This window comes from Microbacterium sp. NPDC090281, assembly GCF_044769635.1.
Classification (GTDB): Bacteria; Actinomycetota; Actinomycetes; order Actinomycetales; family Microbacteriaceae; genus Microbacterium.
The window spans coordinates 1,396,710-1,415,513 of the sequence record NZ_JBIVYH010000001.1 but is presented as its reverse complement, the minus strand read 5'-3'; the positions used below and the strand labels follow the sequence as shown (position 1 = coordinate 1,415,513).

The 18,804-nt window shown below is 67.3% G+C and carries 23 protein-coding genes; 6 read left to right on the top strand and 17 right to left on the bottom strand.

The annotated features are described in order from the left end of the window. Positions 1-23 precede the first annotated feature (23 nt). Complete coding sequence (locus ACIQTX_RS06820) at positions 24-1,340, bottom strand: ABC transporter substrate-binding protein (RefSeq protein WP_028503418.1); 1,317 nt, start codon at positions 1,338-1,340, stop codon at positions 24-26. A 288-nt stretch (positions 1,341-1,628) separates the two neighbouring features. Between ACIQTX_RS06820 and ACIQTX_RS06815 the strand changes: the two genes are divergently transcribed. Beyond that, complete coding sequence (locus tag ACIQTX_RS06815; protein ID WP_402970479.1) at positions 1,629-2,633, top strand: LacI family DNA-binding transcriptional regulator; 1,005 nt, start codon at positions 1,629-1,631, stop codon at positions 2,631-2,633. 92 nt (positions 2,634-2,725) lie between these two features. On the opposite strand, the gene rplL is transcribed toward ACIQTX_RS06815, so the two are convergent. The 3 genes from rplL to ACIQTX_RS06800 all read right to left on the bottom strand — a co-directional run bounded on the left by rplL (position 2,726) and on the right by ACIQTX_RS06800 (position 5,039). Next, positions 2,726-3,103 carry a 50S ribosomal protein L7/L12 gene (gene rplL, locus ACIQTX_RS06810; protein ID WP_028503420.1) on the bottom strand — a complete coding sequence of 126 codons (378 nt, stop codon included), beginning with the start codon at positions 3,101-3,103 and terminating at the stop codon, positions 2,726-2,728. A gap of 49 nt (positions 3,104-3,152) precedes the next feature. Further along, positions 3,153-3,641 carry a 50S ribosomal protein L10 gene (rplJ, locus tag ACIQTX_RS06805; protein ID WP_028503421.1) on the bottom strand — a complete coding sequence of 163 codons (489 nt, stop codon included), beginning with the start codon at positions 3,639-3,641 and terminating at the stop codon, positions 3,153-3,155. Between the two features lie 423 nt (positions 3,642-4,064). After that, positions 4,065-5,039 carry a hypothetical protein gene (locus ACIQTX_RS06800; RefSeq protein WP_402970476.1) on the bottom strand — a complete coding sequence of 325 codons (975 nt, stop codon included), beginning with the start codon at positions 5,037-5,039 and terminating at the stop codon, positions 4,065-4,067. A 324-nt stretch (positions 5,040-5,363) separates the two neighbouring features. Here ACIQTX_RS06800 and ACIQTX_RS06795 point away from each other — a divergent pair, with 324 nt between their 5' ends. After that, entirely contained in the window at positions 5,364-6,044 is a 681-nt protein-coding gene (locus ACIQTX_RS06795) for a YqaJ viral recombinase family protein (protein WP_105528167.1), read from the top strand. Positions 6,045-6,067: 23 nt separating this feature from the next. Here ACIQTX_RS06795 and ACIQTX_RS06790 read toward each other — a convergent pair whose 3' ends face one another. From ACIQTX_RS06790 to ACIQTX_RS06770, 5 genes are read right to left on the bottom strand one after another with little or no spacing between them, the layout of a single operon-like run. Continuing rightward, entirely contained in the window at positions 6,068-6,565 is a 498-nt protein-coding gene (locus ACIQTX_RS06790) for a hypothetical protein (protein WP_402970472.1), read from the bottom strand. Then, positions 6,562-7,185, bottom strand: a complete 624-nt coding sequence (locus tag ACIQTX_RS06785) for a hypothetical protein (protein WP_402970469.1) — start codon at positions 7,183-7,185, stop codon at positions 6,562-6,564. Before ACIQTX_RS06785 ends, ACIQTX_RS06790 begins: the two co-directional genes overlap by 4 nt. 11 nt (positions 7,186-7,196) lie before the next feature. Then, positions 7,197-7,814: a signal peptidase I gene (locus ACIQTX_RS06780; RefSeq protein WP_402970467.1), complete on the bottom strand. Its 618-nt coding sequence runs from the start codon at positions 7,812-7,814 to the stop codon at positions 7,197-7,199. Between the two features lie 31 nt (positions 7,815-7,845). Beyond that, the gene (locus ACIQTX_RS06775) at positions 7,846-8,463 is read right to left on the bottom strand and encodes a SipW-dependent-type signal peptide-containing protein (RefSeq protein WP_028502388.1); all 618 of its coding nucleotides are present in this window, start codon (positions 8,461-8,463) and stop codon (positions 7,846-7,848) included. 7 nt (positions 8,464-8,470) lie between these two features. Beyond that, positions 8,471-9,091 carry a SipW-dependent-type signal peptide-containing protein gene (locus ACIQTX_RS06770; protein WP_402970463.1) on the bottom strand — a complete coding sequence of 207 codons (621 nt, stop codon included), beginning with the start codon at positions 9,089-9,091 and terminating at the stop codon, positions 8,471-8,473. A 282-nt stretch (positions 9,092-9,373) separates the two neighbouring features. Here ACIQTX_RS06770 and ACIQTX_RS06765 point away from each other — a divergent pair, with 282 nt between their 5' ends. Together ACIQTX_RS06765 and ACIQTX_RS06760 are read left to right on the top strand one after the other, a co-directional pair. Then, on the top strand, positions 9,374-11,098 hold the full coding sequence (locus tag ACIQTX_RS06765; protein ID WP_402970460.1) for a DHA2 family efflux MFS transporter permease subunit: 1,725 nt from the start codon (positions 9,374-9,376) through the stop codon (positions 11,096-11,098). Beyond that, on the top strand, positions 11,085-11,573 hold the full coding sequence (locus tag ACIQTX_RS06760; protein WP_028502391.1) for a MarR family transcriptional regulator: 489 nt from the start codon (positions 11,085-11,087) through the stop codon (positions 11,571-11,573). Before ACIQTX_RS06765 ends, ACIQTX_RS06760 begins: the two co-directional genes overlap by 14 nt. Here the strand turns inward: ACIQTX_RS06760 and ACIQTX_RS06755 are convergent. After that, positions 11,512-12,456, bottom strand: coding sequence for a LysR family transcriptional regulator ArgP (locus tag ACIQTX_RS06755; protein ID WP_402970457.1), 945 nt, complete (start codon positions 12,454-12,456; stop codon positions 11,512-11,514). The genes ACIQTX_RS06760 and ACIQTX_RS06755 overlap by 62 nt on opposite strands. Before the next feature lie 70 nt (positions 12,457-12,526). Between ACIQTX_RS06755 and lysE the strand changes: the two genes are divergently transcribed. Next, positions 12,527-13,189, top strand: a complete 663-nt coding sequence (lysE, locus tag ACIQTX_RS06750) for an L-lysine exporter (RefSeq protein ID WP_028502393.1) — start codon at positions 12,527-12,529, stop codon at positions 13,187-13,189. Between the two features lie 6 nt (positions 13,190-13,195). On the opposite strand, the gene ACIQTX_RS06745 is transcribed toward lysE, so the two are convergent. From ACIQTX_RS06745 to ACIQTX_RS06715, 7 genes are all read right to left on the bottom strand, one after another. Beyond that, positions 13,196-13,552, bottom strand: a complete 357-nt coding sequence (locus ACIQTX_RS06745) for an iron chaperone (RefSeq protein WP_402970453.1) — start codon at positions 13,550-13,552, stop codon at positions 13,196-13,198. Positions 13,553-13,600: 48 nt separating this feature from the next. Continuing rightward, positions 13,601-14,404, bottom strand: a complete 804-nt coding sequence (locus tag ACIQTX_RS06740; RefSeq protein WP_402970450.1) for an amino acid ABC transporter ATP-binding protein — start codon at positions 14,402-14,404, stop codon at positions 13,601-13,603. Further along, positions 14,391-15,056, bottom strand: a complete 666-nt coding sequence (locus tag ACIQTX_RS06735; RefSeq protein ID WP_402970447.1) for an amino acid ABC transporter permease — start codon at positions 15,054-15,056, stop codon at positions 14,391-14,393. The genes ACIQTX_RS06740 and ACIQTX_RS06735 overlap by 14 nt, the downstream gene beginning before the upstream one ends. A gap of 3 nt (positions 15,057-15,059) precedes the next feature. Then, positions 15,060-15,881 (bottom strand): amino acid ABC transporter substrate-binding protein, encoded by an 822-nt coding sequence (locus ACIQTX_RS06730; RefSeq protein WP_402970444.1) that lies wholly within the window; start codon positions 15,879-15,881, stop codon positions 15,060-15,062. A gap of 173 nt (positions 15,882-16,054) precedes the next feature. Further along, complete coding sequence (rplA, locus tag ACIQTX_RS06725) at positions 16,055-16,744, bottom strand: 50S ribosomal protein L1 (RefSeq protein ID WP_017829144.1); 690 nt, start codon at positions 16,742-16,744, stop codon at positions 16,055-16,057. A gap of 11 nt (positions 16,745-16,755) precedes the next feature. Further along, positions 16,756-17,187: a 50S ribosomal protein L11 gene (rplK, locus tag ACIQTX_RS06720; protein ID WP_028502398.1), complete on the bottom strand. Its 432-nt coding sequence runs from the start codon at positions 17,185-17,187 to the stop codon at positions 16,756-16,758. Between the two features lie 122 nt (positions 17,188-17,309). Continuing rightward, positions 17,310-18,293 carry a helix-turn-helix transcriptional regulator gene (locus ACIQTX_RS06715; protein ID WP_402972973.1) on the bottom strand — a complete coding sequence of 328 codons (984 nt, stop codon included), beginning with the start codon at positions 18,291-18,293 and terminating at the stop codon, positions 17,310-17,312. A gap of 102 nt (positions 18,294-18,395) precedes the next feature. On the opposite strand from ACIQTX_RS06715, the gene ACIQTX_RS06710 reads away from it, so the two are divergent. Continuing rightward, positions 18,396-18,794 carry a VOC family protein gene (locus ACIQTX_RS06710; RefSeq protein WP_402970440.1) on the top strand — a complete coding sequence of 133 codons (399 nt, stop codon included), beginning with the start codon at positions 18,396-18,398 and terminating at the stop codon, positions 18,792-18,794. The last annotated feature ends 10 nt before the right edge of the window (positions 18,795-18,804 follow it).

The window sequence follows — 18,804 nt, the reverse complement described above, 5'->3', positions numbered from 1 at the left end:
GTGGGGCGGCCCTCCTCATCCGATCAGCTGGACGGCCAGCCGGTCTCGATCTGCGTCAGGACCTCATCGGTGGAGGTTCCGTTGACCCAGGCGACCATGCCCTTCCAGAACGTTCCAGCGCCGACGGCACCGGGCATCAGGTCAGATGCGTCGAAGCGGAACGTCGTGTCCGGGTCCTGAAGGATCTTGATGGTCTCCTGCAGGATCGGGTCCTTGGCGTTCGCCGGGTCGAGCCCGTTGTTCGCGGAGGTGACGCCGCCGAGGCTGACGCGGCTGTTGGCCCACTCGGGGCTGGACAGGTACTCGAGCACCTTCTGCGTGGCCTCGGAGTCGCTGAACGCTCCGACGATCTCACCGGCACCGGTGACAGCGGAGTCGTCTGCCGACTCGCCCGGGAGCATGAACGCCCAGACGTCGCCGTCTTCGGCGACCGTGGTGCCATCGGGGAAGAACCCGGAGAGGAATGAAGCCTGGTGCGTCAGTGCGCAGGTGCCGCCGGCGATGGCCGGGGCGACGTCGCCGAACGCCGTCGAGTTGATCGAGCGGACATCACCGAAACCGGCGTTGACGTTGGCCGGGTTCAGCAGGATCCCGCCGACCGAGTCGAACGCCTGCTTGATCTGCGGGTCGGTGAACTTCACCTTGTTGGTCACCCAGTCGTCGTAGACGTCCGGTCCGGCCTGACGCAGCACGTAGTCCTCGACCCAGTCGGTGCCCGGCCAGCCGGTCGCCGTGCCGGATTCGAAGCCGGCACACCACGCGGGGGTGCCGGTCGCCGCCTGGATCTTGTCGGTGAGTGCGGTCATCTCATCGAGAGTCTTCGGAACCTCGACACCCCACTCCTTGAACTTCGCCGGCGAGTACCAGATCCAGCCCTTGACGTTGGCCATGAGCGGCGCACCGTAGAAGGTCCCGTCGACCGTGCCGTAGTTCACCCAGTCTTCGGTCCAGTACTCGTTGGCGTTCTTCTCGACCGCCTCCGGTGCGGGCTTGAGGTAGTCGCGGTCCGCGAAGTCCTTGAGCAGACCCGGCTGCGGGAAGATCGCGATGTCGGGCGGGTTGCCGCCCTGAGCGCGCGTGCCGAGCTGTGTCTCGAAGTCCTGGCTGCCCTCGTACTTGATCGTGATGCCGTTCTCGTCGGCCCAGTCCTTCCAGGACTCCTGGAGGAGATCGGCCTCCGAGTCGACAATCGTGCCGTAGATCGTGACGGTGGCGTCGCCTCCGTCACCCCCGTCGGTACCCGGTGCTCCACCGGGAGCCCCGCAACCGGCGAGCGCGATGCCCGCGACCCCCAGCAGGGCGAGCGGCGCGTAACGCCGGGAACGCTGTGACAGAGCCATGTGAATTCTCCTCTTCGAGTACAGGTTCCCGCCTGGTGCGACGCCACCCCGGGGCATCGTTAGGGAACCGATTCCAGGCCAACCTACTGGCCATCCGCATCCCCGCACAACACGCTAGGGTCACAAGCTCACAACCATTCGCCTCGCGCAGTCCTCGCACGTGGGAGCGCTCCCTCGCCTGACGTCTGGAACCGGTTCCCTTTTTGCACCGCAACGACTACGCTTTGACCCGGCGCGAACCCCCCGCGCTGGTGCCACGCATCCGCGTGATCAGGTCGAGGAGGACCGATGAGCACGATCGCGGACGTCGCGTCGCGTGCTGGCGTGTCGAAGGCTACGGCGAGTCGAGCCCTGAGCGGCCGCGGATACGTGTCGCAGGCGACCCGACAGCGGGTCGTGGACGCTGCACGTGATCTCTCCTACGTCGCGCATTCGTCCGCGACGAGCCTCGCGACAGGACGCACGCAGACTGTGGGCGTCGTCATGCCGCCCGTGAATCGGTGGTTCTTCGCCGAGCTGCTCGCCGGGGTCCAGGAGTCGCTGTTCTCGCTCGACTACGACCTCTCGCTCTACGGCGTACCCGAAGGCTCTCAGACCAGGGAGCACCTGTTCGAGAGCGTTCTACCAGGAAGACGCTTCGACGGCATCATCGCCGTCGGCATCCAGCCGAGCGCTCAAGAGCTCGAGCGACTGCAACGCACGGAGCGCCCGCTCGTGAGCGTCGGTCCGTACAGCGAAGGGTCCAGCTCAGTTTCGATCGACGACACGGCGGCCGCACGCATCGCGACCGAGCACCTCATCGAACTCGGACACACCGACATCGCATTCGTCGGCGGATCGACGGCCGCCGCCGAGCTGAGCTTCGGCGACGCGCGACGCCTCGACGGATACCACGGTGCTTTGCAGGCGGCCGGGCTGTCGGCGAACGCGCGCATCGCCGGAGCTGCCCCGACCATGCCGGGCGGTTACGCCGCGGCGGCCGGCATGCTCGGCGACCGACGCCGCCGTCCGACGGCCATCGTCGGGGTGTGCGACGAAGCAGCTATCGGCGCGATCATCGCGGCCAGACGCCTGGGCATCGCTGTACCGACCGAGCTCAGCGTCGTCGGCATCGACGATCACGAACATGCCGACATGTTCGCCCTGACCACGATCGGGCAGTCGCCTCGAGAGCAAGGACACGAAGCGGTGCGGCTGCTGACGCAGCGGATGGACCACCCCGACGCCCCGCTCGAACATGTGGCTGCGGCATCCGCCCTCGTGGTGCGCAGCTCCACTGCTCCCCCACGCTGAGCGCGCAGCGTTCCGGAATTCAAGGCACCCCTGGAAAACACGAAGGCCCCGGGCGAACCCGGGGCCTTCGATGAAACGCGTGAGCGTCGCGATTACTTGAGGGTAACCGTTGCGCCTGCCTCTTCGAGAGCGGCCTTGGCCTTCTCGGCGGTCTCCTTGTTGGCGCCCTCAAGGACAGCCTTCGGGGCACCGTCGACGACAGCCTTGGCCTCGCCGAGACCCAGCGAGGTGAGCTCGCGGACGGTCTTGATGACCTGGATCTTCTTGTCGCCAGCAGCCTCGAGGATGACGTCGAAGGAGTCCTTCTCCTCAACCTCTTCTGCAGCGCCGCCACCTGCGCCGGCAACGGCGACGGGTGCAGCAGCGGTGACCTCGAACTTCTCCTCGAACGCCTTCACGAAGTCGTTGAGCTCGACGAGGGTCAGGCCGGCGAACTGCTCGAGCAGCTCCTCAGTGGTGAGCTTAGCCATGATGTATCTCCTAGATAGATGGGGTTTGGTGAACGAGAACGCCGGTCGCTTACGCGGCCTCGGCGGTCTCCAGCTTTTCGCGAAGAGCATCGATGGTGGCGGCAGCCTTGCCCATCGTCGCCTTCATCATGCCCGCAGCCTTCGCCAGCAGAACCTCACGGCTCTCCAGCGCGGCGTACTTGCTGACCTCGTCGGCGGAGAGGGCATTGCCCTCGAAGATGCCGGACTTGATCACGAGAAGCGGGTTGGCCTTGGCGAAGTCACTCAGAGCCTTGGCAGTGGCGACGAAGTCACCGTGCACAAATGCGACGGCCGACGGACCCTTGAGGTCGTCGTCCAGCGCGGAGATGCCAGCCTTGTTGGCGGCGATCTTGGTCAGCGTGTTCTTCACCACGGCGTACTCAGCGTTCTGACGGATGCTGTTGCGCAGCTCCTTGAGCTGGGCAACCGTCAGACCGCGGTACTCGGTCAGCAGGACGGCGTTCGAGTTCTCGAATGACTTCGTGAGCTCGGCGACCGATGCATCCTTCTGCGCCATGGTCACTCCTTGGTGTGTACGAGGCGCCGCACGGTGGTGTGGCGCCGACCTGGACCACCTGCAAGAGAAAAAGCTCCGGCGCAGGCGCACGGAGCTTTGAGAAGTTCGCGTCCTGCGCGGGCCCCTGCAATGCAGAGCTTCGATCTCGCGTGCTTGCGCACACGAGATGACCAGCGGTCTTCGGTTGCGACAACTCTACCCCACCCGCACCCCCACCCCAAATCCCCCATCCCCCCATCCCCCTCCGGCTCTGCTGCTCTGGCGCCGAGTGCACGGGATGTTGCCGAGTGCACGACTTCGTGGCGCGAGGTTGCCGTGCACTCGGCAGCAAACCGTGCACTCGGCCGAGAGCAGGAGGGCGGGGAGGGCGGGAGGGTGGGCGGGCGGGCGGGAGGGTGGGCGGGCGGGAGGGAGGGGCGGGGCTCACGGTGGGGTGATGCCGAAGGAGGCGAGGCGGGCGGCAAGTGCGGGCGCTGTCACGATGTGTTCGGATCCCCAACGGGCGAAGCGCCACTGGCTGCGCCCACGGATCCAGTCTTCGCGCTGCTTCTCCTCCAGCAGTACCTGCTCGACTGAGCGCCCGGATCGTAGCGCCTCATCGAGGTACTTCGTCTTGCCGTCGAACTCACCGAAGCTGCGGACATCAGCGAGCCCGAAGTCCACGAAGTAGCAGGCACCATCCGGTCCTTCCACCGGTACCTGCAGCTCAGGCGCCTCGAAGCCGAGTCGATGCAGATGCAGTCGGCTCACGCTCTCACCGGGAAGCTGCGCCCGCCCGTCGGCGAACTCCGCCACCCACCGCGCCTGCCGAATCCCCCGCGCTCCCCCGGCCTCGCTCAATCTCTGGGCAAGGCCACGACGCCAGGCGCTGACGGCATCCAAGTCCCATTCCCACTGCCGATCCGCCATCTGCCGTTCGGCCGCATCCGCCACCGCCACCGCGGCAGCAGCAGGCAGTGAACGAATGAGGTCGAAGACCGTTCGCGACAGCGACGTGCACCGGATGCCACCGCGCACGGTGATGTCGGAGCCCGGAAGCGGCGCGACATGCCGGAACACATCCGGCGCGCTCGAGATGCGCCTCGGCGTCGCCGTCGTCATATGCACGCGAGCGAGCCGCATGCCATAAAGCGGCAGTCCCCAAAGCACCGCGGCCGACGAATGAGACATGACCATGGGAGCACGCGCATCACGAGCGACCGCGATGACGTGCGCATGGTGCCGCTGCTCCGGCCACAGGGGCGTCCGATCGCCGGCATCCATGAACCACCCTCGACGGATGTGGAAGAGCGAGCCTTCTCCGACCGCCATCGAGATTCGCCGCTCCGTCCATCCGTGCTGGAGGAGGTCGGCTCGCGACCGGACCAGTTGAGCGATGACAGGCGCGGCGGTCGGCATGCCCCATGGTTCCGCTCCCGAGCATCCCCGAATCTCGTTCCCCCCTTCTTTTCCCGCTCTCCGCATCCTTCTCGCTGCAACTCCGCTCGTGTGCAGGAAGAGTGCACCCGTCGCCGAGTGCACGAGATGTCGTCGAGTGCACGGATTGCACGTGTGTCGAAGCCGTGCACTCGACGACAAGCCGTGCACTCGGCGAAGTGGGAGGGGGGTGGGGGTGGGGGTGGGGGTGGGGGTGAGAGAGGAAGGGGGGACTGGGAGGGGGAGGAAGGGTGGGGGCGGCGTGTACGGGGAGGGAGGGTCGGCGGACGGGGTTAGGGTCGAAGGGTGAACCCGGAACTCGCTGCACGCATCGTCGCGGACTCCCGTGACCGTGTGGCCTGGCTGCGAGCGCGCTCGCGGGGCATCACCGCCACCGACGTGGCAGGACTCACCTCCGAGAAGTCGATCTCTCGGGCAGCGGACTCCAAGCTCGGCGGCGGACCCCGCTTCGGAGGCAACGCGTACACCGATCACGGTCGGCGGCGCGAGCCCGAGATCGCCGCCTGGGTCGCGGCGACCCACGGCATCCTCCCCTCCTCCGCCCTGTTCCGTGCAGAGGTCGAGCACCGCCACCTCGCCACGCCCGATGGCATCGCCGTCGACGCCGACGGGCGTGTGAAGCTCGCCGAGATCAAGACCACCAACAAGGCCTTCCGCGGCATCCCCCGTACGTACCTGCGCCAGATCTGGTGGCAGCAGCACGTGCTCGGCGCCGAACGGACGCTGTTCGTCTGGGAGGAGCACGTCGACTTCTCCCCCATCCACGACGAGCCGCGGTGTGTCTGGATCGACCGCGACGACCGCGAGATCGCGAAGCTCATCGGCCTCGCCACCGACCTCATCGATGAGCTCTACCGGCGCACCACCGGCCAGCAGGTCCCCAACCGGCTGACGGATGCCGCGGCCAGCCGCCGCGAACAGCTCCGCGAACGCGACACGTTCCGCGCCCTCGCCCTCGCGGACTGAGAGCGCTGCGAGCCCTGCACCACTCAGGTGCAGGTGTTGTTGCCGCCGAGTCCCAGCAGACCCCCGACCGACAGCGAACGCGTCGCGGCCGGTGAGACCCACGACGTCCCGGCGTAGACCGTCTCGACCTTCACGGCGTTGGTGGAGCCGAGGAGACTCCCCAGCAGGGTGTTCAACAGTCCGGAGCTGATGGTGGAGGTGTAGGTGTACGGGCCCGACCCGCTCTGCGTGACATTGGTGTTGTCCACGACGACGTTGTTGATGGAGAAACGCTGCTGCACCTTCAGATAGGGGGATGTCCAGTTGATCGTGAAGCCCGTGAACGTCCCCAGGAAGCTCGTCACCGTGCACGAGGTGACCACGGGGCTCGCCAGCGTCGCCGCCGTGAAGGACCCCGCGGCGTACTCGCTGTCGGTGAAGGCGGCGTCGGTCATCTGCACGGCGGGCGATGAGGCGACTCCGACCAGCACGGCGAGGCCGACGACACCCGCCAGGATGCGTGTGCGTGCGGGGCGCCTCATCTCGCGCTCCCCGCCTCGGACGCGGTACGTCGCCCACGGCTGTGCACCAGCGCCGCACCCCACACGACGAGTATCGCCCCCGCCCCCACCACCCAGGGCGTACCGGGTGGCAGCCCCGTCGTCGCCAGAGCGCCGTCAGACCCCACGGTCACGGTCTCCCCGGCACCGCGCGCGAGCACGCGGACATCGGTGCTGCCGGCGCCCGAACCCCCGGAGGGATCGAGGAAGATCGCGAGGCGGAGGTACGCCGTCTCGGTGTCGGCGATCTCGGCGAGCGGAACCTCGACCCCGTCGCGCGGGATGCTCCATCCTGTGCGCAGCTCGGTCGCGCCGCCGGGACACTCGGTCTCGGTCCAGGCCTGTGCACACATCGAGACGTCAAGAAGCAACCGTGCCTCACCCGTCGCGCTGACGCCGATCCGCACGACTCCGGGATCCGGGGCGTCTGCACTCACCGCGATGTCCCACTGCACGGGCTGACCGGGCAGAAGACTGCCTGCCGCCGCCCAGTCAGCGACGGAGACGAGACGCAGCACCGATCCCTGGATGACCTGGGTCGTGGATGCCGCCCACGCAGCGGACGGCATCGCGACCGCGAGGACAGCGAGGAGGACGCCCACGAACGCGCGCCTCACGGGCCGTTCCCCTCAGTGTCGGATCTGGCCCGGCGATGCCCACGCGGCCAGAAGGCCCAGACCACCAGGGCAGTCGCCGCGACCGTCAGGGTTCCGAGTACGACCGGGTTACCCATGCCGGCGATGATCAACGCGATCCCCGGAACGGAGAACAGCACTTTTCGCACCGAGGACACCGAGTAGGGGAACGGGTCGGCTGCGGCGTTCGCATCGCCGCGCATCGTGATGACTCGCTCGTCCGTGCTCGCACCGGCATCGATCGAGGTGACGCGGTGGGTCACCGGAAGCTCGCCCGCGCGGTCGACCGTCACCACGTCGCCCACCTCGATCTCGCTCGCAGACACGCGCTGCACCACGGCGACGGAGCCGGCAGGGATCGTCGGCGACATCGAGCCGGTGCGGAACATGATCAGCGTGATCTGGGCGGTGAACGCCAGCACGACGAGCAGGATGCAGACCGTTCCAGCAACTGCGGCGACCCAGAGCAGCGCGTCGCCGATCATCCGCCCTGGCCGCGCACGGCGACGCGCGGGGACGGCGGTCGCTTGCGGATCGACCACGTCGGTGAACGGAGCCGCTTCCCGCAGGCTCCGCCGTGTCGTCGGGGTCGTCACCTCATCCTCCTCTCCCTGACATCCGCTCCTGCTACGACGACGTCCCGAGGAACTGCCAGGTCTGCGTCATCGTGAGCCCCTGCGCAGCGTTCGGTGCTGTGAGCGGGAGCGTGACCGCGAAGCAGTAGTTCACCTGCGCCGCGCCGTTCGCCGTCACGACTTGAGTCGCCGAGCCTCCTGCGGTGAGGGCTGATCCGTCCGCCACGACCGCCGTTCCCGCCGCGTACGTGGTCGAGTTGCAGGTGGTGCCGGCGATCGTGCGCACACCGTAGGTGAGATACGTCGCGAGCCCCGTGCCTCCCGGCGTTCCCGCGGTCAGCTGCAGCGTTCCCGCGACCGAGGGATTGGCGGTCTTCACACTGAACAGCGCGTATGTGGAGTTTCCCGGTGCCATCGCGGTCGGAGCGAGCACGAAGTTCAACGTCGCCGCCGCACCCGTGGTCGCGTGGCTCGAGAATGTCGCCCCATCGATCGCTCCGACGATGTCGAACCTCCCCGCCGTGAAACTCGCGGCGCCGTACTCGGAGTCGTTCCATGCGGCAAGAGTCGCGGCGACGCCGATCCCGAGCACGAGTCCGCCCGCGAGGACAGCTCGTAGTCGACGGGAGCGCAGCCGCCGCCTCTCCCGCATTTCGCTGCGGGTGACCATCACATGCTCAGCTCGTCGAGGTCGCCGTGAACTGCCAGGTGGCGTTGGTCACCAGGCTCGGTGTGAGCGCTGCGTCCGCAGTCACCTTGAAGCACAATTGCACCGCAGTGCCCGGGACGGCCGCGGTCCCTCCGGCCGTCAGCGGCACGGTGGTCGTACCGGTCTGGGCGTCGAGCGTAGCCCCGGTCGCGATCGGCGTGCCGGTCGCGGTCGCCGCGTTGCAGGTCGCCCCCGGCGCGAGCTGGTAGATCGAGTACGACAGGTGCCCGGAGTTCGAGGTCGCTGCCGCGTCGGCCGTGGTTCCGGCGGCGACGAGGTTCGCGCCACTGGTCGTACCGGCCGCCAGGCGCACCCAGAAGCCGGCGTAGACGGAGCTCGTCGGCGACATGTTCCCCACCAGTCCTGCGGGCAGGGTGAAAGCGAGCGTCGCTGCGGTGCCGGTGGTGGCATGGTCGGCGTAGGCGGTTCCATCCGTCGACCCTTCGAGGTTGAAAGCACCTGCCGTGAACGTGCCGTTCGCGAACTCGGAGTCGTTCCAGACCGCGAGCGTCACCGCGGTGCCGACGCCGAGCACGAGCCCGCCTGCCAGTACTGCGAGAATCTTGCGCTGCGTTGCCTTGGTTGCCATGTCGCATCCCCCTCAGGAATTCAGTGAACCGCGCGAATACCTGTGTTCCGGTCGCCCCTCAACGACCACGCATCCGTGCGTTTGCGCCATCATCTCCTTGCCCCCTCCGAAGGACAAGGCGATTTCGCGCAGGACATTCGCTCATCCCGCGCAGACCTGGATCAGCCGCTGCGAATCGTTGACGTAGATCAACGATCAGCGTATAGTTGACGCAGTTCAACCATCTCGTGCGCGCCAGAGCTGTCGCAGCATCCTCTCTCTCCAGACTGCGAAAGGTCACGCATGACCACGGACTCTCCCGTCAAGATGACGCATCGCCAGGTGCTCGAAGCCCTCACCGGGCTCCTCCTCGGCATGTTCGTCTCGATGATCGCCACCACGGTGGTCTCCACCTCGATGCCCGTCATCGTGCACGACCTCGGTGGCGACCAGGCCGCCTACACCTGGGTCATCACCGCGACGCTGCTCACCACCGCGATCTCCACCCCCATCTGGGGCAAGCTCGCCGACCTGTTCAACCGCAAGCTGCTGATCCAGATCGCGATCGTCATCTTCGTGGCCGCGACCGCCGCTGCCGGCTTCGCGCAGGACACGAACACCCTCATCGCATTCCGCGCCATCCAGGGCATCGGCGGCGGCGGACTCGCCGCCCTCAGCCAGGTCATCATGGCCGACATCATCAGCCCGCGCGAGCGCGGCCGGTACATGGGCCTCTTCGGCGCCGTGATGGCCGTCGCCACCGTGGGCGGACCGCTGCTCGGCGGATGGATCACCGACGTCGCGAACTGGCGCTGGAACTTCTTCGTCGCGCTCCCGTTCGCGGTCGCCGCGCTCATCATCCTGCAGAAGACACTGCACATCAGCACCGAGCGCACCCGCAAGGTATCGATCGACTACGTCGGCATCGTACTGCTCTCCGCCGCCGTCTCACTGATCCTCATCTGGATCACCAACGCGGGCTCGACCTTCGACTGGTGGAGCACCGAGACCGTGCTCATGGTCGGCGGTGCGCTCGCCTCGGCCATCGCCTTCATCATCGTCGAGCTCAAGGTACGCGAGCCGCTCATCCCGCTCACGCTCTTCCGCGGTCGTACGTTCACACTGTCGGTGCTCGCATCGATCTCGATCGGCGTCGCGATGTTCGGCACCTCGGTCTACCTCGCGCAGTACATGCAGCTCTCCCGCGGTGCCACACCGACCGAGGCCGGGCTCATGACACTGCCGATGATGGCGGGGCTCCTGATCGCCTCGATGGTCGTCGGCCAGCTCGTCACCCGCTTCGGCAAGTGGAAGGGCTACCTGATCCTCGGCTCCGTGCTGCTGATCGCCGGCTCCGTCATGCTGTCGACACTGCACTACGACACGAACTTCGTCCTCGTCTCGATCTACATGTTCGTGATGGGCGCCGGCGTCGGCATGACGATGCAGAACCTCGTCCTCATCGTGCAGAACGTCGCGAAGCCCAGCGAGATGGGTGTCGCGAGCTCGGGCGTGACCTTCTTCCGAAGCCTCGGTGGCACGATCGGCGTCTCGGTCATGGGCGCAGTGCTCGCGAACACCCTGACCAGCCTGTTCAGCGACGGCAAGGAGCGGATCGGCGCCGCGATCGCCCAGCTCGGCGACAAGGGAGCCGAGGTTGCAGCTCAGCTCTCGAGCGGAACGCTGCCCGAGGTGCGTCTCCTCCCGGAGCCGGTGCGCTCGATCATCGAGGACTTCTACGCGCAGGCCATCTCCCATGCGTTCCTGATCGGCATCCCGCTCGCGGTGATCAGCCTCATCGCGATCCTGTTCCTGCCGAATCGCCCGCTCACCACCATGACCACGAGCGAGCGCGCCGAGGCGGATGCCGCAAAGAAGAAGAAGCCGGTCGACAGCGCAGTGGACGATGCCGCAGACGTCGCGATCGCCGATGCGACGGCGCTCTCCGGAGCACCGACGACCGGAACCGTCACCGTGATCGACCGGACGGGCGATCACGGCGATACGGCATCCGATGTCCGCCGCTGATCACATCTCCGAGACCCCGGAGGCGCGGGCCGAAGCGGTCCGCGCCCTCGAGGCGGAGTTCAGCGAGCTGATCACGCATTTTCGGCGTGTGATCACCGAGAACGCGAACCGGGTGAGCCCCGGGCTGCTGCCCGGCGGCTACAAGATCTTCACCACGATCGCACGATGCGAAAGGGTGACGGTCTCGACGCTGTCCGAGCGCATGCTCATGGACAAAGGCCAGGTCAGCCGGACGGTGCGCGAGCTGGAGGAGCTCGGATTGATCGAGCGTTCGGCCGACCCCGCCGACGGCCGTTCGTTCCTGCTGCAGCTCACTCCCCTCGGCACAGAGCGGCTGTCAGCGGCTCGACTGCCGCAGGAGGGCATGCTGCTGCGCACGCTCGAAGACTGGAGCCTCACCGATATCGGCAACCTCACCCGGCTGCTGCACGCCCTCGGCTCCGGCGTGACGCCGGGTTCGACCGCGAGCGAGTGACGGGGGTGCCGCCGAGCACGCGACGTGCCTCGGCGGCGATCTCCGCAGCGATGGTGTCCAGCAGCTCCGAACGCAGGTTCCACTGCTGCCAATAGAGCTGCACGCGAAGGGTCGGGCCCCCCAGCGGGACCAGCCCTCGTGCCTCTTGCAGGAGCGGCACCATCCCCCACCCCAGGCCGAGTCCGACGGCGAGGGCGTAGTCGTGGGATGCGGGCACGTAGTGCCGTGGCACCCCCTGCTGCCCGACCGACATCGCTCCGAGCCATTCGTGCTGCAGCGTGTCGCGGCGGTCGAAGTCGACGAACGGTGCTGCAGCCAGGGCCGTCGATGTCACCCCATCCGAGAACCAGCGCTCGGCGAAACCCGCTTCTGCCATGGCCCGGTATTCGAGCACGCCCAGCGGCGAGACCGAGCATCCGGCGACCGGCGACTCCTCACTCGTGACCGCTGCCATCACGGTGCCGGACTCCAGCAGCCGCGCGGTGAAGTTCTGATCGTCTCGGTGCAGGTCGAAGTCGATGTCGTGTGCGGACGACAGCCTCGCGAGCGGGGCGAGGAACCACGTCGCCATCGAGTCGGCGTTCACAGCGAGGGGGATGCTGATCCTCCGCGCCCCGCCGTCTTCGTCGATCCCCACGCCGACGAGCGCGTCATGCTCGAGCAGAGCCACCTGCCGCGCCAGCCGCACGACCGCCTCTCCCGCCTCCGTCAGGCGAGCGGGCTTGGTGCGCACGATCAGGATGCGACCGAGCTGCTGTTCGAGCGCCTTCAGCCGCTGGCTCACGGCCGACGGGGTGACCTGCAGGCGACGTGAGGCCGCGTCCAGAGTGCCCTCGTCGACGATCGCCGCAAGAGTGGCCGCGAGTTCAGGATCGATTCGCACATTAGCGATGCTAATGGTTCAGTAGGAATCTTCGCTTCTCATCATGTGATTCGATTCCTAGGCTGGACGCATGCTCACCGTCCTCGCCGGCCTCGGACTCGGCCTCTCCCTCATCGTCGCGATCGGCGCGCAGAACGTCTTCGTCCTGCGTCAGGGGATCCGCCGCGAACACGTCCTGGCCGTCGTCCTCATCTGCGCCCTCTCCGATGCCGCTCTCATCGCCGCCGGCGTCGCCGGACTCGGCTTCGTACTCTCCGCCGCGCCCTGGCTCGTCGTCGTGGCGCGATGGGCAGGAGCGCTGTTCCTCCTCACCTACGGCATCCTGGCCGCGCGCCGCGCCTGGCGAGGCGGCGAGGAACTCGACGCCGATGGAACGGATGCCGCACTGCCCGGTTCCCCGGCTGCCGATGGTTCGACGATGACACGCACCGGGACCCGGCTGGCCCCCGTGATCCTGACCACGCTCGCGCTGACCTGGCTCAACCCGCATGTGTATCTCGACACGGTCCTGATGCTCGGCTCGATCGCAGCCACCCACGGCGACGAGCGGTGGCTGTTCGCGGCCGGCGCGATCGCCGCCAGCCTCCTGTGGTTCACGGCGCTGGGCTTCGGCGCGCGCTATCTGGGACGCTGGCTGCGCACTCCGCGTTCCTGGCGCATCCTCGACGCCGTGATCGCGGTGATCATGATCTCGATCGCGATCAGCCTGGTGCTGCCGGTTCTGGGGGGCTGAGCGGATTCAGGCGCCACCGATCTGGGCGAGCCGGGTGCGGACGAGCTTCTCGATCACGTCGCTCGGGATCGGATGCTCGGGTTGGAACCGGATCGTCCCCTTGTCGACACTGACACCAGGATGCCCGTCGAGGAGGGCGGCGACCGCGGCGACCGCATCCGGGCTGAACGGGTAGATCCCGATGTGCTTCTTGGCCCGCATCACCGAGAGCACCGACTTGCCGCGGTACACGAGCGCCGGCATGCCGTATCCCTTGCCCTGCTCCGCATCCGGAGCCTCCTGGCGGGCGATCGCATAGACCCGATCGATCGCATCACGATCGGCGGAGGTGAGGTCTGCGAGGTAGTCGTCGATGGTTCCCACGAGGGCATCCTGCCACCGATCAGGGCGCAGGGCGAGGCGCGAGCGGTTTCAGACGCCGTCGAGCGGGCGCATGATGCGAGTGAGGAAGCGCTGCGTGCGCTCATGCTTCGGCGCGCTGAAGAGCTCGGCCGGCGGCCCCTGCTCCACCACGACACCGCCGTCCATGAACAGCACGTGATCGGCGGCCTCGCGCGCGAAGCTGAGCTCATGGGTCACGACCGCCATGGTCCATCCCTCGTCGGCCAGCTCCTTGATCACGAGCAGCACTTCCCCCACGAGTTCCGGGTCGAGTGCACTGGTCGGCTCGTCGAAGAGCAGCAGGTCGGGCTTGAGCGCGAGTGCTCGCACGATGCCCACCCGTTGCTGCTGGCCACCCGAGAGCTGATGCGGACGCGCATCCGCCTTGTCGGCCAGGCCCACTCGGTCGAGCAGAGAGAGGGCCTCGGCCACGACCTCGGCCTTCGGGCGCCCCTGCACCCGCCACGGCCCCTCGATCACGTTCTCGAGGACGGTGAAGTGCGGGAAGAGGTTGTGGTGCTGGAAGACCATCGCTGAACGATCCCGCAGTGCGAGCCGCTTCTGCTTCTGCACGCGGGCCGAGGGCTTCGTCTCCGGCGCGAAGTCGATCTCGGGACCACCCTCGACGACGATCGTGCCGGCATCCGGCGTCTCGAGGCCGTTGAGTGCGCGGAGCACCGTCGTCTTGCCCGAACCGCTGGGACCGATGAGCACGACGACCTCCCCGCGGTGCAGGGTCAGGTCGATGCCGCGGAGCACCTCGTTGTCGCCGAAGCTCTTGTGCAGGCCACGGGCGGTGAGGAGTGCGTCGGGGATGTTGTCAGTGTGCGACACGGCTGTCGAGCCTCCTCTCGAGTGCGCTCTGGCCGAACGACAGCACCAGGCACAACACCCAGTAGACCAGCGCGGCGGCGAGGTAGAGCACCATGAATTCGTAGGTCGTCGACGCGATCTGCTGCGCCACCTTGAACAGCTCCGTCACCAGGATCAGTGACGCGAGCGAGGTGTCCTTCACGAGCGAGATGAACGTGTTCGACAGCGGCGGCACCGACACCCGTGCAGCCTGCGGCAGGATGATGCGGGTGAGGGTGCGGGTGCGGTTCATGCCGACCGTGTACGCGGCCTCCCACTGCCCCTGCGGGACCGAGAGGATCGCCGCCCTGACCACCTCGGCACCGTATCCGCCGACGTTGAGCGACAACGCGATGATCGCGCTCGGCCACGGGTCGATCGTGATCCCGATCGAGGGCATGCCGTAGAAGATCACGAAGAGCTGCACGAGCAGCGGCGTACCGCGGATCACCGAGATGTAGAACCGGGCGATGCCCGAGAGGATCGGATTCACCGAGATCCTCATCAGGGCGATGCCGACCGCGATGACGAGTCCCAGGGCGAACGATGCCAGCGCGAGCGGCACCGTCGCCGTCAGACCCGCCCAGGCGATCGGCCCGAGCGAGTCCAGGAACAGCTGCCAGGGACTCTCCATCGATTACTGCGAGACGTCTTCGCCGAAGTACTTCTTGCTGATCTCGGCCAGGGTTCCGTCGGCTCGCAGCTCTTCGAGTGCACCGTCGACCGCCGTGACGAGAGCTTCCTTGTCCTTGGTGAAGGCGAAGGCCTGCTCACCCGCGTCGTCGGTCTCCGCCGCGATCTTCAGGCCGGTCGGGCTGTTCGTCGTCTCGTAGTCGAGGAACGTCAGCTTGTCGTTGATGGTCGCATCCACGCGGCCCTGGCGCAGAAGCTCGACGGCCTGCGCCCACCCCTCGACGCCTTCGACCTTGGCGCCCGACTCGGTGGCGAGGTCGTTCCAGTTGCTCGTGAGCGACTGTGCGGTGGTCTTGCCTTCGAGGTCGGCGAACGACGAGATCGAGTCTTCGTCCTCGGAGACCACGATCACGCCAGGAGAGACGGTGTACGGAGCGCTGAAGAGGTACTTCGCCTCGCGCTCGTCGTTGATCGTGACCTGGTTGGCGATCACGTCGAAGCGGCCGGCGTCGAGACCCGCGAAGATCGCATCCCACTGCGTCTCTTCGAACTTCACCTCGAGACCGAGCTTGTCGGCGACGGCCTCGATGATCTCCACGTCGTATCCGGTCAGGTCGCCGGCACCGTTGTCGCCGTGGAAGCTGAAGGGGCGATAGGTGCCCTCGGTACCGACCGTGAGCGTGCCGTCTTTCGCGAGACCGTACTCCGAGCTCGCGGAGCTCTCACCGCTGCCCGAGGTGTTCGCGGGCGTGCTGGAACCGCTGCAGGCGGTCAGGGCGGCAGCGGCGACGACGAGTGCGGTGACGGCGATGAGACGACGAGACATGAACCCTCCTGGGGTGTGAAGCGCGGTGCGAGTTTACGCGACCGTCGCGGGAACTCCCCCACAGTACGTGGCACCGGGCGGTTCCGAGCATCCGATGACGTTTCGTTTCGCGGGTGGCCGGAGACGCAGAAACGCCCCCGGGCGGACCCGGGGGCGTTTCACGAGAGTCAGACTCAGATGGAGTTGACGTCCAGCGGGATGCCGGGGCCGAACGTGGTCGACACCGCACCCTTCTGGATGTAACGGCCCTTCGAGCTCGACGGCTTGAGGCGGACGATCTCCTCGAGCGCTGCGCCGATGTTCTCGTTCAGCTGCTCTGCGGTGAAGGATGCCTTGCCGACGACGAAGTGCACGTTGGCGTGCTTGTCGACGCGGAACTCGATCTTTCCGCCCTTGATCTCCTCGACGGCCTTGGCCGGGTTCGGGGTCACGGTGCCGGTCTTCGGGTTCGGCATCAGACCACGCGGTCCGAGCACCTTTCCGAGACGACCGACCTGGCCCATGAGCTCCGGCGTGGAGACAGCGGCGTCGAAGTTGGTCCAGCCATCGGCGACCTTCTGGATGAGCTCGGCGCCGCCGACCTCATCTGCACCTGCGGCGATCGCTGCCTCGGCCGCGGGGCCGGTGGCGAAGACGATGACGCGGGCGGTCTTACCGGTGCCGTGGGGCAGGATGACGGTGCCGCGCACCATCTGGTCTGCCTTGCGGGGGTCGACGGCGAGCTTCAGCGCGACCTCGACGGTCGAGTCGAACTTCGACGAGCCGGTCTCCTTCGCGAGGGCGACAGCCTCGGTCGGGGTGTAGAAACGGTCTGCCTCGATCTTCTCGGCGGCAGCCTTGTAAGCCTTGGACTTGGTAGCCATGATTATTCTCCTCAGCCCTCGACCGTGATGCCCATGGAACGGGCGGTGCCGGCGATGATCAAGATCGCGGCCTCGATGTCGTTCGCGTTCAGGTCGGCCTGCTTGGTCTCGGCGATCTGGCGGACCTGGTCCTTGGTGATCTTCGCGACCTTGACGGTGTGCGGGGTCGCGGAGCCCTTGGGGACGCCTGCGGCCTTCTTGATGAGCTCCGCAGCAGGCGGGGTCTTCAGGATGAACGTGAAGCTGCGGTCCTCGTAGACGGTGATCTCGACGGGGATGACGTTGCCGCGCTGCGACTCGGTCGCGGCGTTGTACGCCTTGCAGAACTCCATGATGTTGACGCCATGCTGACCGAGCGCGGGGCCGATCGGCGGCGCCGGGTTGGCTGCACCGGCGTTGATCTGAAGCTTGATCAGGCCGGTCACCTTCTTCTTCGGTGCCATTCTCTTTCCTTTCATCGAATCGGATGCCGGAGCATCCGCTTCTCCCACAGATCCGGCGTTTCCGGAACGTGGTCGTCTCTGCGCACGCCGAAGCGTCACACAAACCACACAAGTCTACCCGATCAGGAGGACTTCCGCGGACCGCGCCCGGCGTCGCCGTACCGGGACACGATCCGCTCACCGAGCTGCCGGAGGGCGACGCGGACGACGGCCGGTTCGATGACCTCCGCCGCCCCCGTCCACCCGGCGAGCTGCTCGGCGAGAGCGTCGACACGGTGCGCACTGATCTCTATCCGCACACGCCCCTCGCCGTCCGGCGCATCCGAGAGCATCCGGGCCTGCACACCGAACCGATCGCGCAGCGCCTTCACCGCCCAGGGTTCGACAGCGACCACCGCCCGAACCGACCCTCGCATCTCCTCGACGCGCTCCACCATCTCCGACCACGCCCGCGAGTGGTCGAAGCCCGCCGCGACCGAACCACGAGACGACAGCACGCGGACGTCGAGGATCCGATCCGCTCGATATGTGCGCAGCGCGGCCTCGTCGGCCGTATCCGTCTCCGCGATCACGGGTGCGGCGATCAGGTACCAGCGCGCCCCTCGGCTGCCGACCATCACCGGCACCGCCTCGAATGCGACCCCGGCGGACGCACCGTCGTATCGCAGCTCGACCCGGAAGCCGCCCGCGATCGCCCGCTGCAGCTCCGCGACCGCGGACGGCACCTCGTCGGTCTCCGTCGCCCCCCAGGGAGCATCGCGCACCGTCGTGGCGGCGACACGCTGCGCCCCCTCCCGGAACGGCTCGGGCACCGCGCGGATGAGCTTGCGCATCGCGGCGATCCGCTCGGGGGTCGCCGCGCCGCTCTGGCTCAGCGCCACGAGCAGCGAGCTCACCTCGCCCTGAGTGAGCCCGGTGAGGTCGGTGCGCGCGCCGCCGATGAGCCTCCATCCACCACCCCGGCCCCGGCTCGGATAGATCGGCACGCCCGACATCGCCAGCGCCTCGAGATCGCGGCGCGCGGTCGGCACCGATATCTCGAGCTCGGCGGCAAGCTCGGTGGCCGTGATGTGCGCTCTGCCCTGCAGCAACAGAAGCGCCTGGATGAGGCGGTCGGCGCGGATCGGAATCTCTTTTCTGAAGTGATCAGTAGGTGATCACTTCACCCGAAAGCATAGAAGAAACACCCCACACAGAAGGAGAATCCAATGTTCCGTGGTCTCGCCAATCTCAACATCGTCGCCGAGGACATGCCCGCCGCCGTCGCCTGGTACACGGACGTCTTCGATTCGGCTCCCTACTTCACCCGTCCGGAAGATGGCCCCGCGCAGTACGCGGAGTGGCGGTTCGGCGACGACGACGACGAATTCGCTCTGATGGATGCCCGCTTCCGGCCGACTCTGCCGCAGCCGGGTGGTGCGCTGGTGAGCATGCACGTCGACGACATCCGCGCAGAGGTAGCCAGGCTCCTCGACCTCGGCGCCGCCCCGTTCGACCCGGTCACTCAGCGCGGGGAGGGCTGGTGGTCCGCCTCGGTCAGCGACCCGTTCGGCAACCTGATCGGACTCATCCAGAGCCCGCACTGGGCTGCCCAGCACGCCGAGTGACCGTACGCAG

Coding starts and splice junctions, on each gene's coding strand:
- ACIQTX_RS06820 (WP_028503418.1), bottom strand. CDS start 1,340: ATGGCTCTGTCACAGCGTTCCCGGCGTTACGCGCCGCTCGCCCTGCTG.
- ACIQTX_RS06815 (WP_402970479.1), top strand. CDS start 1,629: ATGAGCACGATCGCGGACGTCGCGTCGCGTGCTGGCGTGTCGAAGGCT.
- rplL (WP_028503420.1), bottom strand. CDS start 3,103: ATGGCTAAGCTCACCACTGAGGAGCTGCTCGAGCAGTTCGCCGGCCTG.
- rplJ (WP_028503421.1), bottom strand. CDS start 3,641: ATGGCGCAGAAGGATGCATCGGTCGCCGAGCTCACGAAGTCATTCGAG.
- ACIQTX_RS06800 (WP_402970476.1), bottom strand. CDS start 5,039: ATGCCGACCGCCGCGCCTGTCATCGCTCAACTGGTCCGGTCGCGAGCC.
- ACIQTX_RS06790 (WP_402970472.1), bottom strand. CDS start 6,565: ATGAGGCGCCCCGCACGCACACGCATCCTGGCGGGTGTCGTCGGCCTC.
- ACIQTX_RS06775 (WP_028502388.1), bottom strand. CDS start 8,463: ATGGTCACCCGCAGCGAAATGCGGGAGAGGCGGCGGCTGCGCTCCCGT.
- ACIQTX_RS06770 (WP_402970463.1), bottom strand. CDS start 9,091: ATGGCAACCAAGGCAACGCAGCGCAAGATTCTCGCAGTACTGGCAGGC.
- ACIQTX_RS06765 (WP_402970460.1), top strand. CDS start 9,374: ATGACCACGGACTCTCCCGTCAAGATGACGCATCGCCAGGTGCTCGAA.
- ACIQTX_RS06760 (WP_028502391.1), top strand. CDS start 11,085: ATGTCCGCCGCTGATCACATCTCCGAGACCCCGGAGGCGCGGGCCGAA.
- lysE (WP_028502393.1), top strand. CDS start 12,527: ATGCTCACCGTCCTCGCCGGCCTCGGACTCGGCCTCTCCCTCATCGTC.
- ACIQTX_RS06735 (WP_402970447.1), bottom strand. CDS start 15,056: ATGGAGAGTCCCTGGCAGCTGTTCCTGGACTCGCTCGGGCCGATCGCC.
- ACIQTX_RS06730 (WP_402970444.1), bottom strand. CDS start 15,881: ATGTCTCGTCGTCTCATCGCCGTCACCGCACTCGTCGTCGCCGCTGCC.
- rplA (WP_017829144.1), bottom strand. CDS start 16,744: ATGGCTACCAAGTCCAAGGCTTACAAGGCTGCCGCCGAGAAGATCGAG.
- rplK (WP_028502398.1), bottom strand. CDS start 17,187: ATGGCACCGAAGAAGAAGGTGACCGGCCTGATCAAGCTTCAGATCAAC.
- ACIQTX_RS06710 (WP_402970440.1), top strand. CDS start 18,396: ATGTTCCGTGGTCTCGCCAATCTCAACATCGTCGCCGAGGACATGCCC.